Annotated in this window: 10 protein-coding genes; 1 reads left to right on the forward strand and 9 read right to left on the reverse strand. The window is 43.6% G+C overall.

Translation table 11 applies throughout. The features are described 5' to 3' along the window. Window positions 1-16: 16 nt before the first annotated feature. The 9 genes from ICL80_RS11015 to aspS all read right to left on the reverse strand — a co-directional run bounded on the left by ICL80_RS11015 (window position 17) and on the right by aspS (window position 12,900). Window positions 17-532, reverse strand: a complete 516-nt coding sequence (locus ICL80_RS11015) for a MauE/DoxX family redox-associated membrane protein (RefSeq protein ID WP_194212214.1) — start codon at window positions 530-532, stop codon at window positions 17-19. A 130-nt stretch (window positions 533-662) separates the two neighbouring features. Continuing rightward, complete coding sequence (der, locus tag ICL80_RS11020) at window positions 663-2,114, reverse strand: ribosome biogenesis GTPase Der (protein WP_194212216.1); 1,452 nt, start codon at window positions 2,112-2,114, stop codon at window positions 663-665. Window positions 2,115-2,156: 42 nt separating this feature from the next. After that, window positions 2,157-3,500: an outer membrane protein assembly factor BamB family protein gene (locus ICL80_RS11025; protein WP_194212218.1), complete on the reverse strand. Its 1,344-nt coding sequence runs from the start codon at window positions 3,498-3,500 to the stop codon at window positions 2,157-2,159. Continuing rightward, a complete protein-coding gene (locus ICL80_RS11030) occupies window positions 3,490-4,221 on the reverse strand; it encodes a tetratricopeptide repeat protein (RefSeq protein ID WP_194212220.1) in 732 nt (243 codons plus the stop codon). Before ICL80_RS11030 ends, ICL80_RS11025 begins: the two co-directional genes overlap by 11 nt. Window positions 4,222-4,390: 169 nt before the next feature. Further along, window positions 4,391-5,242, reverse strand: a complete 852-nt coding sequence (gene panB / locus ICL80_RS11035) for a 3-methyl-2-oxobutanoate hydroxymethyltransferase (RefSeq protein ID WP_194212221.1) — start codon at window positions 5,240-5,242, stop codon at window positions 4,391-4,393. An 89-nt stretch (window positions 5,243-5,331) separates the two neighbouring features. Next, window positions 5,332-7,224 (reverse strand): acyltransferase family protein, encoded by a 1,893-nt coding sequence (locus tag ICL80_RS11040; RefSeq protein WP_194212222.1) that lies wholly within the window; start codon window positions 7,222-7,224, stop codon window positions 5,332-5,334. Between the two features lie 228 nt (window positions 7,225-7,452). After that, complete coding sequence (locus ICL80_RS11045) at window positions 7,453-9,210, reverse strand: GSCFA domain-containing protein (protein WP_194212223.1); 1,758 nt, start codon at window positions 9,208-9,210, stop codon at window positions 7,453-7,455. A 288-nt stretch (window positions 9,211-9,498) separates the two neighbouring features. Further along, window positions 9,499-11,046, reverse strand: coding sequence for a glutamine-hydrolyzing GMP synthase (guaA, locus tag ICL80_RS11050; protein ID WP_194212224.1), 1,548 nt, complete (start codon window positions 11,044-11,046; stop codon window positions 9,499-9,501). A 72-nt stretch (window positions 11,047-11,118) separates the two neighbouring features. Beyond that, window positions 11,119-12,900 (reverse strand): aspartate--tRNA ligase, encoded by a 1,782-nt coding sequence (aspS, locus tag ICL80_RS11055; protein ID WP_194212225.1) that lies wholly within the window; start codon window positions 12,898-12,900, stop codon window positions 11,119-11,121. A gap of 200 nt (window positions 12,901-13,100) precedes the next feature. Here aspS and rnd point away from each other — a divergent pair, with 200 nt between their 5' ends. Then, window positions 13,101-14,264, forward strand: coding sequence for a ribonuclease D (gene rnd, locus ICL80_RS11060; RefSeq protein ID WP_194212226.1), 1,164 nt, complete (start codon window positions 13,101-13,103; stop codon window positions 14,262-14,264). The last annotated feature ends 17 nt before the right edge of the window (window positions 14,265-14,281 follow it).

A 14,281-nucleotide genomic window follows, 5' to 3' on the forward strand; every position in this document is an offset into this window, starting at 1 on the left:
CTATCACAGCAACCAATTATGTAAAGAGCAAGAAAAAGGCCATTGCGATCATAACTAAGTCCTCTGTTAACGTAACGGTTGATAAAGGGACATTTAAAATATTCCCCATACAGGGGCAGTTAATATCAAGCCCTTTTTGTAACGCAGCTATTACCCCTGCGGCCCCAAAAGTAAAAAGGATGATAGTAGCTAAGTACGTAGTGACGGGGGCTAGAAATGAAAGAAAGGCAAGCCCAAGTACTAGCTCAAGGTATGGATAAATATAGCCGTAGGGTGCGAAACGCATTCCAAGCAAGTCATACATTGCAAAGCCATCCTGAAAACCATTGGGGTCAAACAATTTTAAAAGAGCAAACACAATCAAGAAAACCCCCATATAGACGTGCATAAGAGATTTCATGGTGAAGGAAGAAAAGCCAGCGCATACAGCAATGGCAGCAAGGGCGCTGACACCTACAAGAGCGATTAATGGCCAATAGTCTTTAATATTCCCACCTCTATTTTCATCGCGGACATGAATTTTTTGTGCCATTTTTTTACCTCCTATCATTTCTAGAAAATCTACAGGAAATAAAAAGCCCCGTCAGGAGACGAGGCTTAAATTTAGACTATTTTTATGGGTAGCAGCTTTAATGGCAATGCCATTTTAACAAACCATCCTGCTATCGATGCTTTTTACGCCTACTTTCATATGGGTTTTGGCCCTTTTTCATAAGTATCCGTATAGGCACGCCTGGCAAATCAAAGTCACGACGCAGCTCATTTTCCAGATATCTAATATAACTATCTGGTAAACCTTCTGGTCTATTGCAAAATAGGGCAAATGTAGGCGGTCGGGTTTTAATTTGGGCGCCATACCGTATTTTAATGCGCTTTCCTGAAACAGATGGTGCTGGGTGTTTTTCCATAGCGTCTGCAAGCCAGCGGTTGAATACCGATGTTGATATCCGGGCATTCCACAGTTCGTTTGCTTCTGCGACCATAGGCATCAGGTTTTGCAACCCCTTACCTGTCAGTGCAGAGAAATGTAAAAACTTAACCCCTTTAAGCTGCGGCAAACTACGTGTTAACACGTCTTTTAATGCGCGACTAACATCAAGCCTGTTTTCAACTATATCCCACTTGTTAAGGGCAATAATCAGCGCCCTACCCTCGCTAACGACGTGTTCTGCAATCTTCAGGTCTTGCCGTTCAATGCCAAGTTCGGCATCAAGTAATAGCACCACAACCTCGGCAAACTGAATAGCTCTGAGCGCATCAGCAACTGACAGTTTTTCAAGCTTTTCTGAAACCCTTGCTCGTTTGCGCATCCCAGCTGTATCAAATAGTTTTACCGGCAAACCATCCCATTCCCAATCAACAGAAATAGAATCACGGGTCAGGCCAGCCTCTGGTCCCGTAATCATTCGGTCTTCACCAATAAGCTGGTTTATTAATGTTGATTTTCCAGCATTTGGCCGGCCAACGATTGCCAGCCTGAGGGGGCGTATCTGAGCTTCTTTTGCATCTGGGTCTATAAACTCATAGTCCATGTCCCCTTCAACAGGGCCGGTATCTAGATTTTTTTGGTTATCTTTGCTGGAATCATCATTTTCACCTTCATAAGGGTCAATGCCAATTTCCTTTAGCGTTTCAACAAGAACTTGATACAGGTCTGCGAGGCCGTCCCCGTGCTCTGCTGATAACGCAACAGGCTCCCCAAGGCCAAGCGCGTATGCCTCATAAAAACCAACAGAGGCAATCTTACCTTCGCACTTGTTAGCAGCCAGTATAACCGGGGTTTCTGTACGGCGTAACCAAGCAGCAAAATGCTCGTCCATAGGAGTAACACCTGCGCGGGCATCATACAGCATCAGCGCAATATCTGCTTCTTTTAAAGCTTGCGCTGTTTGTGCTTTCATCCGTTCAGACAGAGAGCCAACATCGCCTTCTTCTAAGCCTGCAGTGTCAATAAGGAGAAACTCTAGATCAGCTATCCGGCCTTCACCGCCGCGTCGATCACGGGTAACACCGGGGGTATCGTCAACCAGAGCCAGCTTCTTGCCAACAAGTCTGTTAAACAAGGTAGACTTTCCCACATTGGGGCGCCCAACGATGGCAAGTGTAAAAACCATTTTTCACCTGTAAGGGGCCAGATACGTCTGGCCTATAAAATGCTATTTATAAGCGACGAGTTCGCCGCCATCTGTTAGGACTACAAGTGTTTCATCCACAACAATCGGCGGTGTACTAGCACCACTTGGCAGTTCAATACCGCTTAAAACTTCCCCTGTATAGGGTGACAGCGAGAGTATATAACCGTGTGTGCTTGTAACTATAAGCCGGTCACCAGCGAGTACAGGGCCATTCCATTTAATTAGACCCTTACGTTTCTCTGGTTTTTTAAAACGTTGCAACTGGGTTACCCACCGTACTCGACCATCACCAATGGCAAGACAAGCAATTTGCCCGTCAACTGTGGTAATAAAAACAAAATTACCTGCGACCCAAGGGGTAGTAACACTTGCGACATCTGCTTCCCAAGATCGTTCACCGCTGCGCATATCAATCGCAACCATCCGACCGGAATGACTAGCCGCAATAACTTTACCACTATCTATTACTGGGTTACCATCAATATCAGCAAGTGTAGCTAGGGGTGTAAGCCGCTGTGAACTGGAAAGTGCATCCTGCCATAAAATACGGCCATTAGCCCCTCTTAGGGCGATCAACTCACCAGAAGAAAGTGCCGCTATCATGGTAGTACCATCATAAGCGGGGCTTGCGGCACCAAGCATGCCAGCATTTTCAGCAATACCAACCTGATCCCAAAGCAAACTTCCATCTTCTGGGTTAAGGGCAAGCATTTGGTTGTCATGGGTTATGGCAAAAACCTTGTCGTCACTTGCTGTTGGGGCACCGCGGAAAGGTACCGCACCTTTGTAGCGCCATAACTCACTCCCTGATGTAGCATCAAGAGCGGCAACAAAACCAAAGCCGGAGGTTACAAAAACTTTACCTTTTGCATAGGCAACACCGCCGCCGAACGCCACATCGCTACGTTCTTCTTTGTTTTCAAGCAAACGTGACCATAACACCTTGCCAGTAGAAATAGAAACAGCAGCGACCTTGCCTTCTGTATCAACAGCAAAAACACGGCCATCGGCTGCAACAGGGCCACTAATCAAGCGTTCGTATTTCTGGTTTCCTCGGCCTATTTTAGTACGCCAAGCACGATTAAGTGTCTCACCAATAGACAAATGTTGAACCAAGTGCTCTGTATTTCCGCCAGACTGTTGCCAGCTAGTGTTTTTATAAGGCCGTGGCAGCACGACAGGTAAGGTCGCAATGGCCTTATCCGCATCGAGAGACTGTGCAGATGTCAAGATGGAAATACGTTCCCGGCCTTCATCATCATACTTGTTTTTGTTTTTACCACTACCACTACAGGCAGAAACAGCAAGTGCCAGTGTTATAATCGTTGCAGCACGAAAAAGCTTGTTTGTTGTATCAGCTCTCACTGCTGTCTCCTTCATTATTTATAGCATCTGCAGGAGCCGGCTCTTTCATAGGGGCGGACATCTTGCCTTCAATCATCTGGCGGAACTGTGCTGCACGTGTTTTGATTTGCGGCGGCGTTTCTGGGTCATCCGCGAGAATAGAAAAATGGGAAAGCGCAGTGTCACTATCACCTGATTTCATTGTTAAAAATGCAAGCTGTTCCATGGCGCTGAAATACCAAGCTTTTCCTTTTATAGCCACAACAGATAGGCGGCTAATTGCTTCCGCTTGCCTTATTGGGTCTTTCCCGACCAGTGTGGCGGCAGCAAACTGGGCTAAATCCTGTAGAGCATCGTCCACGCCACTTTGTTTGGATATATTGTCATAAGAGCTAATAGCGCCGTCAATATCGCCGCTAGCGGCTTTTGCTTGCGCAAGACGAAGTCCCGCTAAGGTTTGATAGCCGCCCTCAAGAGAAGGCAATGTTTCTGCCCAAACTGTAACAACATCAGCACCATCAGACTGCGATTTTTCTACAGCCTGATCAAAAGCTAAAGCATTTGCTTCTTCGTCAGACTTTATCTTGGCTGTGTAGAGTTCGTTCGATGCAACAACGAGAGCAATACCAACAGCACCTGCAATGATAAATTTACCGTAGCTTTTCCACAGGGCTATAAGCTGGTCACGCCGCAGGTCTTCATCAACCTCTTGTGCAGCAAGGTCCGGGTTTATATCCGACACGCGAAACTCCTAAACTGTGGGCCTAATCATTGATCAGGCGTAATCTATTCCAAACACATTTGTACGCAAGCTTGTGCACAAAACCATAAAATTTTCGCTACCATAGACAAAGCTTGCGCCGATAGCAAACGAGAAGACACCAGTAAATTATGGTATTTGTTCGGCAGAGTTATTTATTACTGCCTACCATTTTATAGGTGTGTTCTTCTTCAGGGAAACTTCTGCTCCGCACCTCTGTTGCATAACTCTCAATCGCGCCTTCAATTGCAAGGCCAATTTCAGCAAACCTTTTCACGAATTTTGGATTAATTGCAAACATGCCCATCATGTCCTCTGTAACCAAAATTTGGCCGTCACAAGCGCTGGATGCTCCAATTCCAATTACTGGGATTTTAAGTTCATCGGTTATTTTGCGTGCGAGAGGCTCGGCAACACCTTCTAAAACGACAGCAAAAGCCCCCGCTTCCTGTACCGCCAGAGCATCATCAATTATGGGCTGCCATTCATCAACCGTCCGGCCATGAGCGCCGTAACCGCCATACGAATTTACTGACTGTGGCATTAAACCAACATGGGCAAGTACAGGCACACCTCTATGGCTGAGGAAGCGAATGGTTTCAGCCATTTCAACACCGCCTTCAAGTTTCACTGCACTTGCACCTGTTTCAGAAAGTGCTCGTGCTGCACTCCTGAAGGCTTGCTCTTTCGATTCTTCATAGGAACCAAAAGGTAAATCTATAACAACCAGCGCCTGCTTTGCCCCCCGGCACACAGCTCTGCCGTGACGAATCATCATATCGAGATCTACACCCAGTGTGGAATCCATCCCGTACAGCACCATGCCCACACTGTCGCCAACAAGCAGCAGATCACAGTGCTTGTCGAGCCGTGCAGCCATGGGTGTTACATAGGCTGTAAGGCACACAATAGGCGTGCCACCTTTCATGCTACTAATGTTTTTTGCTGTGGTCCGGCGCTTTGGCCGAGCATCAATAGACACATTTTTATTGATCGTAGACATAATACCATCTCTGTCGTTAGTAGAACGGCCTACAGATATGGCATATATTTAATAGCTTAGCAGTAAATTCTTTAACTGCTGTGTAGCGATTAAGGCATATTTGCATAGTCGCGGTTAGTCGATTTTTCTATAAGGGGTAAAATATGCCGAATAACCTTTTCAGCGCTGTACTCTGTTAAATGGCTGTCATCACTGTATAAAATATGCTGCTCAAATTCATTGTAACATGTGCCGTCTTGGCAGAGAATAACCGTTGGATCAATGAAGTAAATATTTGGAATCTCTTTCAGCCCTTCTTGTAGTGCTTGGTTCACCTCTATGCCCTCTGAATGAGCTTCTTCATATTGAACAGGGCATAATGCATTGGCATATGATCTACATCGTTCAATGCCGTATTGCATATCTAGGTTGCTCGTTATATTCGCAGGCACATTGCCTATAATCAATATTGTAATGTCCTTTGGTACCTGACGTATTAGCTCTAACAATGCAGAAACTACGGCATTTCTTGCAATTTCTGAAGTTTGACTATTACCTAAGTCTTTATTGTGCTTAATATCTATAATTCTCTTTTTATACCAGCGATAGGCAATCACGAGCATTTTAGGTGGGGTAGCTTTGTTCAACTCTTTGGTAAGGTAATCAAGTTTGCTGAGGCACTTGTGTCTTTTGTTCTCTCTTTCTCCGTGAGATTTGTTAATGATACCTGGTAACGCTATGCAATCCCCGCCCGCAATCAATTTTGTTTTAGTAAGATTATTGAGTGCCTTGAAATACTGAAGGGCATGACTATCACCGTATAATATTACTTCTGCATTTGATATATGTTGATTTTCACCCCAACCAACACCTTCACCAGCATAAGCGTTTCGTGATGAGTTAAGCTGAAAAATAGCAATGAAAGGTACTATAATTAGCAATGAAATCGTTGTAACAGCAAGTTTTAAAACTACTTTTCCACGTGCATATCTGAATGGTTTTTCAACTAAATAATGCGTAATTACAGCCATTATCACAGTAGTCAAAATTGCCAATACGACAAGTAAGTCATAGTATTGCATGTTGCCATATTTGTACTTTAATAAAGAAATTAAGGGCTGATGCCATAGGTATAAATTATAGCTAATAATTCCAGTACCAACGAGTAATCGTGTACTTAGAATTTTATAAACATATGTGTTATTTGTTGCAAATACCAAAATAAATATAGTTCCTAAAATAGGAACAAGTGTATAGAAGCTAGGTAAAGGTGTTTGGTCATCATAAACAAATATAGAAAACAAAATTAGACCTAGGCCTAATATACTAAAAAGCTGATTTTTAAGGCTTGGCGCATTAACCAGCTGTGTATGCGCCATATAAAAAGCAACAAGTGCACCAGATAGAATTTCCCATGCCCGTGATGGCAAAAGATAAAAATTTGCGAATGGATATAGTTGTGATGCAATTTGGGAAACTGTAATACTGATGATAACAGCCAATATTGTTAAACCCAGTACCCACTTTTGCCCGTATTTAGAAAAAAGCAATAAGAATGCGGGGAACATTATATAATATTGCTCTTCAACGCTCAGACTCCAAGTATGTAAAAGCGGCTTAAGCTCTGCAGCTTTGGCAAAATAATCGACCTCCTTCAAGAAGAAGATGTTGGAAGTAAAGGTAGCAACAGCAATAATACTTTTGAAAAAGTCTCTCAGGTCGCTTGGTGTCAAAACTGAAATGGCCAGAAGTGTAACCAGCATCACCATGAAAATTAAGGATGGTAAGATCCTGCGTGCACGTCTTTCATAAAACCTGAGCAAACTGAAAGTGCCAGCATCTAGAGACGAAATAACAATGGACGTTATGAGATACCCGCTTATTACAAAGAAAACATCAACGCCAATGAAGCCACCACTGAACGTTGTAAGCCCTGCATGGCACAAGATTACTGGAATTACAGCTAACGAACGCAATCCATCTATTTCACGTCGATACTGCAATATAATTACACCTACGTATGATTTTTTAAGAGCTACAAAAGGCTCATAGAATAGCTAATATGGACAACCATTATTAAATAATCTCCTGTTATTTCCCTTAAAGTCGGGAGTATAAATATACGAATATTAATATTCTTCAATTTAGAGATAGTAAAAATCAACTTTTAATATAATGGTTTATCTATTGAAACACTGACTCATTTATGTCTTACACGCCTTATCAAAAGGCTATAGACCAAGCTGTTTTATAGCGCCTGCATAATAGTCAGGATTGCAATGAATATCCCAGTTGCTTTCTGACGCCCTGTATTTATCTAGTGTAAAACCTGATTTGTCACAAAGAGAACTCCAGTCGTGAAATATAAATTCAGTTCTTTGCAGGCCCTTGTTTACTAATAAAAAAGCTTGATAATATGCTTCTTTATGAATTTGATAAGATCCTGATTCAACGAACTCTTTTCCAAATCTAAATACAGCACTTTTGTAGGGTATATCTGGCGCGCACATCCATTTGATGTGTTTATAATCAGATTGGCTCTCAAGGTTTTTCACAAAGTTTATTTTTCGGCGAACCTCTTTTTTATAAAATCTTACAAGTGAATCCTCAACTTTATCAACAAATGGCATCTGCGGGGTTATATCCGCTCCCTTACAGCCTAAAAAACCAGCTTTAAGCTTACCGTGGTGTCTTATAATGCCGTCCCCAAATAAGCACTCTCCAACAAGTACTACTGTTTCAGGAGTATGAATGACAATATCTTGAATCTTGTCATGATATTGAGGTTTGAACTCAAATTTTTGAAACTTTGAGTGAAGTAAGCCACTGCCGTCATTTGTCTTCAACCATTGATGCGGGATATAATGGAATTTCTCGTCTGGAACTTTACTTTGGACCCATCTTTTTACGCTGCTTAGATGGCTGTCACCAAAAAAAAATATCTTTTTATTGTAACTTTCTCGTGTTGGTTTGCTCGGTACAAATGCATCAAGAAGTGCATCTTCACAATCAATGTCCTGAACAGAGTTTTCCGTATTATTTAATGTAACCGGGGTTTCATCCAAACATGAGTTTGCAAAAATGCCCATTACAGTATTAACAGATGACTTTTTGATGGTTCGATAGTTATTTTCAAAATGTGTAGAAGCTGCTGCCGGATTGTTGATGATTTCAAAAGAAGGGAAGTAATCTGACTGGTTATGTTTTGATGCAAAGTCACCTGCTACAGCCCTCAGAACAGCTTTGGAGTATGTGGAGGAAACTAAAATATGTCTGTTATCTGCTGTCGCAGTCAGGGGAACGGGAGAAACGGTTAGCAAGCTTCTAAAAGGTTTGTTTTTACGCAGCAGCCTGATGGCTTCATGCAAGTCCTCTAAATCCTGTAAAACTTCATTATATGTATAGTTTACGAAGGAATAGTTATCTGTTTTATAGTCACCGCCTAAGATTCCAGGCGCCGTTGGCAAAACTGTTTTACAAGCATTTATCTGCCATGTTTCTGTTAAGCCTAACGTAAATATAAATACGTCTAATTCAGAGAATGCCTTCTTTAAATTTTTTAGGTGTAAGGCTCTGGATTCAAGTAGGTCTTCAACCGTACTAAATGGCTTGATAAAAACATTTGGTCTCAGGGGGTCTATGAAGCCTGCATCAGCTTGCCACGCAGGCTCGCTAGATTGACGGTTTCCTATTACTTCGTTTACAAGCTGCAATGCTTGCTTGACAGTGTATACATTTCCATAATTAGCTGCAAATGAAGGGCTATGTATGTTTTCTGTGCTATCATAGAAAGGAACATTTAGGTTTTTATTCCGCATCCAGTTAGCTATATGCTGCGCAAAACAACTCCCCATAGTCACAACGACATCATTTTTTTTGATGCGCCACTTCGCAGTGTGAATACCCTTTAGTTCATGAGGATCAGACTGCTCCACACCTTTTTTCCAAAAGGAATTATCAGGAAGTTCATTGTAAGGGTTATGCTGCATTGCTATAGGGCCTGTGATTTTAGGTATTATAGGGCAGTCTCTTTTTGATAGAGCCGTAGGGGAGTCATATAAAGAAAGAATATAACCTCTATTACAATAGAGAGTTGAATTTTCCAACCAAGATTACGACAGTATAATTGCTGAATGCATAAGCCCAAACTGTATAAAAGCTATGTGCCGCAAAACCATATGAATGTAGTAAATGCTTTATGTTAGACTTTTACCTTTATGGCTTTGGATCGTGACGTTTTCAGCACGCCTCTGTAGTTTGGCGCGCGACAGACACTATCATTCCCACTCAATAGTTCCTGGGGGTTTGCTGGTCACATCATATACAACTCGGTTAATGCCCCGTACTTCATTAATGATACGTGTTGCTGTACGCCCTAAAAAGTCATGTGGGAACGGGTAATAGTCAGCCGTCATACCGTCCGTTGAGGTAACAGCTCTTAGTGCACACACATGATCATATGTACGGGCATCGCCCATAACGCCAACTGTTTTAACGGGTAAGAGAACTGCAAACGCCTGCCAAATTGTATCATAAAGGCCTGCATTCCTGATTTCTTCTAAATAAATTGCATCAGCTTTGCGTAGAATATCGGCTTTTTCACGGGTAATTTCCCCCGGTATTCTGATGGCAAGGCCCGGTCCAGGAAATGGATGGCGGCTCACAAAATCATTATGTAGCCCAAGTTCGCGGCCTAACTCTCGGACTTCATCTTTAAAAAGTTCCCGAAGCGGTTCCACCAGCGACATATTCATGCGTTCAGGTAAACCACCAACATTATGATGTGACTTAATGGTAACCGATGGTCCGCCAATGAAGGATACAGATTCAATCACATCAGGATAGAGTGTTCCTTGGGCCAGAAAGTCTGCGCCGCCAATATTGCGTGCTTCTTCTTCAAACACATCAATGAATAATTTCCCAATAATTTTACGTTTCTTTTCAGGGTCAGTAACACCAGCAAGTTCACCTAGAAACAGGTCAGATGCATCTCTGTGAACAAGGTTAATGTTGTAATGTTCACGGAACAGACTAACAACTTGATCGCTTTCCCCTGCCCGCATAAGGCCGTGATCCACATAAACACAGGTTAGCTGGTCACCAATTGCTTCATGAATAAGGACAGCAACAACACTACTGTCAACACCACCAGAAAGGCCGCAAATTACCTTGCCAGACCCTACTTGGTCACGAATTTCCTGAATTTTTGTTTCTCGAAAACTGGCCATAGTCCAGTCACCTGAACATGTGCAAATATTCAAAACAAAGTTCTTTAGAAGTTCTGCACCGTGCGGGGTATGCATGACTTCTGGGTGAAACTGGACGCCGTAGAATTTTTTCTCATCGTTTGCTATAGCCGCAAAGGGTGCACCTTCACTTGTCGCAACAACAGAAAAACCTTCGGGCAGCCGGTCAACATGGTCACCGTGGCTCATCCATACCTGTTCGCGGTCACCTGTTTTCCATACACCGTCAAATAGTGCGCAATTTTCCCGCACATCAACAAATGCCCTGCCAAATTCCTGATGGTCAGACGTTGTAACATTACCACCCAACTGATCAACCATGGTTTGCTGGCCGTAGCATATGCCCAGCACAGGAATGCCTAAACCAAAGATACGTGCTGGCGCGCGCGGCGTATCAGCGTGGGTTACACTTGCTGGACCACCAGAAAGAATAATACCGGCTGGCTTGAAGCTATCCAGAATATCATCGGATGCATTGAATGGAACGATTTCGCAGTAAACCCCTGCTTCTCTTACCCGGCGCGCAATCAACTGGGTAACTTGTGATCCAAAATCAAGAATAAGGATTTTATCGTTCATCAACACTCTCACTTATTGAAACATATATAAGCACAAGAAAAATGGGGCAACAAAGCCCCATTTGTGAAATTTCTAAACGTCTTTTTTGGGCGGCTCGACGCAGCGAATGTAAAGCTCGCGCAGCTGTGCTGGTGAAACCTCGCTCGGCGCATTCATCATTAGGTCTTCCGCTTTTTGGTTCATTGGGAAAACAATAACCTCACGAATGTTAGGTTCATCGGCTAGTAGCATAACCATGCGGTCAACCCCTGGCGCAAGACCACCGTGTGGCGGCGCGCCGTACTTAAAGGCGTTCAGCATACCACCAAACTCTGTTTCAACCGTTTTTTGGTCATATCCAGCAATTCCGAAAGCTTTGACCATAATATCTGGCCTGTGGTTCCTGATAGCACCAGATGACAGTTCAATACCGTTGCAAACAATGTCGTACTGGTAAGCGAGAATTTCAAGCGGATCTTGTTCCTCAAGGGCTTCCATACCACCTTGCGGCATAGAAAATGGGTTGTGAGAGAAATCAACACGCTTTTCGTCTTCGTTATACTCAAACATTGGGTAGTCAACGATCCAGCAAAATTTAAACTCATCATCAGATATCAGGCCAAGTTCTTCACCAACCTTTGTACGTGCAAGGCCGGCCAACTTGGCCGCACCCGCTTCTTTATCGCAGGCAAAGAAAACGCCATCATTTTCTTTAAGACCAAGCTTTTCAATGAGCTGTGCGGTTACTTTTTCACCAAGGTTTTTGGCAATCGGGCCGCCAGGTACACCTTCTTTAATATTGATATAACCAAGACCTGCAAAACCTTCTTTTTTTGACCAGTCATTTGTACCATCAAAGAATTTACGTGATTTAAGGCCAGCGTCCGGTGCTGGAATCGCGCGAACTACAGCACCGCTTTCAATCATGCTGGCAAAAATACCAAATCCTGAGCCACGGAAAATTTCTGTTACATCAGAAATTTCAATTGGGTTTCTAAGGTCTGGTTTGTCGTTACCATATTTAAGCATCGACTCTTTAAACGGGATACGCGGGAATGGGGCTTCAGTGATTTTCTTTTTAGAAAACTCTTTAAAAATACCAACCAGAACAGGTTCAATCGCCGCGAACACATCATCTTGTGTCACAAAACTCATTTCAATATCGAGCTGATAGAATTCCCCAGGACTGCGGTCAGCACGGGCATCTTCATCTCTAAAGCAAGGCGCAATCTGGAAATAGCGATCAAAACCAGCCACCATCAACAGTTGCTTGAACTGCTGCGGCGCTTGCGGTAGCGCATAAAACTTGCCCGGGTGCTGGCGTGCTGGCACGAGGAAGTCTCTTGCCCCCTCAGGTGAGGAGGCCGTTAGGATAGGTGTTTGAAACTCATTAAAGCCCTGATCCGTCATACGGCGGCGTAGAGATGATATTACTTGTGAGCGCATCAAGATGTTTTTGTGCAGACGCTCGCGGCGCAGATCAAGAAAACGGTATTTAAGGCGAATATCTTCAGGATAGTCAACGTCACCAAATACTGGCATAGGCAAATCGCCTGCTGCAGAAAGTACTTCCATGTCATCAACATAGATTTCAATCTCGCCTGTCGGCAAATCAGCGTTCACTGTTTCCTGCATGCGCGCTTTCACACGACCATCAATACGGATAACACTTTCTGCGCGTACTGATTCCGCAGCGGCAAAACAGCTACTATCAACATCAAAAACACATTGTGTAAGGCCGTAGTTATCGCGCAGGTCAATGAACAGAAGACCACCATGGTCTCGTTTTCTGTGAACCCAACCTGAAAGGCGTACTGTATCGCCAACATTGGTGCCCCGGAGCTCATTACAAGTGTGCGAACGAAATGCGTGCATGGTATCCTACGTTTCTGTTAATTCTAACTATTATGTCTATACTGATGCGCTACAATACGCAAAAAAATATACCAAATTGGGCCGGAAAAGCGCATGAATACCCTCGAATGTCAAGGCCAGTAAAAAGAAACATGCGAGTAAAGCGTGACCTTACTGGAAAAGCTGTGTATTAGATGCCCCAAACAACAATGGAATACTGCATGCAGCCCATAACTAAAACTAATGATCTTATCGCTTTGTGCAAGCGATTATCAAAGGCAGAGTTCATCACAGTTGATACTGAGTTTTTGCGTGATAATACCTACTTCCCGCAATTGTGTTTGGTTCAGGTCGCAGATGATAACGAAGCGCATTGTATTGACCCTCTTGCAGAAGGTCTTGATTTACAGCCACTTTTTGATCTTTTTGCCGATACAAATGTCCTTAAGGTAATGCACGCCTGCAGGCAGGATATGGAGATTTTTTATCTTCTGATGAAAGACCTCCCTGCCCCAATTTTTGATACTCAAATCGCGGCTATGGTTTGTGGCTTTGGCGATTCGGTTGGTTATGAAACGCTGGTTACAAAGATTACCCACGCGCAGCTTGATAAATCAGCTCGTTATACGGACTGGTCAAAACGCCCGCTTTCTGACACGCAGTTAACATATGCGCTTGGTGATGTAACCCACCTGAGAACAATCTATCGTAGCTTGAAAAAAGAGCTGGAAGAAACCGGCAGAACTAGCTGGGTGGAAGAGGAAACAGAGATGCTGCGCGATCCATCTCTGTATGTCGTGGAACCGTCAGAGGCATGGTTACGCATGAAAGTGCGCACAAACAAGCCACGTTTTCTTGGTATTTTAAAGGCCCTTGCTGAATGGCGCGAAATTCAGGCACAGGAACGCGATATGCCACGAGGCCGCATCGCGAAAGATGAGGTCCTTTTCGAAATTGCTGCACATCCAGCAAAAGATATGGAGTCGCTTGATCGCTTAAGGGGTATCCCTAAAGGATTTAGCAAATCACGCTCTGGTAAAGCACTTTTTGATGCCATACAAAAAGGCCTCGATATCCCTGAAGCTGATTTACCCAAAATTGAACGGGCAAAACCCCGGCCAGCAACGCCGCCGATGGCTGACCTTTTGAAAGTGCTTTTAAAACAGAAGTGTCAGGATGCAAAGGTTGCAACCCGCATGATTGCCAGCGCGCAAGAGCTGGAAGAATGGGCTGCTATGCCTAAAAAAACTGATATCAGAGCCTTGCAGGGTTGGCGCTATAAAATATTTGGCGAAGATGCCTTAAAGTTGATGCGCGGTGATCTGGCTTTAACAGCAAGAAACGGTGACATTGATATTGTGGAGCTCGAAGAAGAGGCTGGCTAAGCTCTCTTTTCTTGCAC

The sequence above is a fragment of the Kordiimonas pumila genome (assembly GCF_015240255.1).
GTDB lineage: Bacteria > Pseudomonadota > Alphaproteobacteria > Sphingomonadales > Kordiimonadaceae > Kordiimonas > Kordiimonas pumila.

Coding starts and splice junctions, on each gene's coding strand:
- ICL80_RS11015 (WP_194212214.1), bottom strand. CDS start 532: ATGGCACAAAAAATTCATGTCCGCGATGAAAATAGAGGTGGGAATATT.
- der (WP_194212216.1), bottom strand. CDS start 2,114: ATGGTTTTTACACTTGCCATCGTTGGGCGCCCCAATGTGGGAAAGTCT.
- panB (WP_194212221.1), bottom strand. CDS start 5,242: ATGTCTACGATCAATAAAAATGTGTCTATTGATGCTCGGCCAAAGCGC.
- ICL80_RS11045 (WP_194212223.1), bottom strand. CDS start 9,210: ATGCAGCATAACCCTTACAATGAACTTCCTGATAATTCCTTTTGGAAA.
- guaA (WP_194212224.1), bottom strand. CDS start 11,046: ATGAACGATAAAATCCTTATTCTTGATTTTGGATCACAAGTTACCCAG.
- aspS (WP_194212225.1), bottom strand. CDS start 12,900: ATGCACGCATTTCGTTCGCACACTTGTAATGAGCTCCGGGGCACCAAT.
- rnd (WP_194212226.1), top strand. CDS start 13,101: ATGCAGCCCATAACTAAAACTAATGATCTTATCGCTTTGTGCAAGCGA.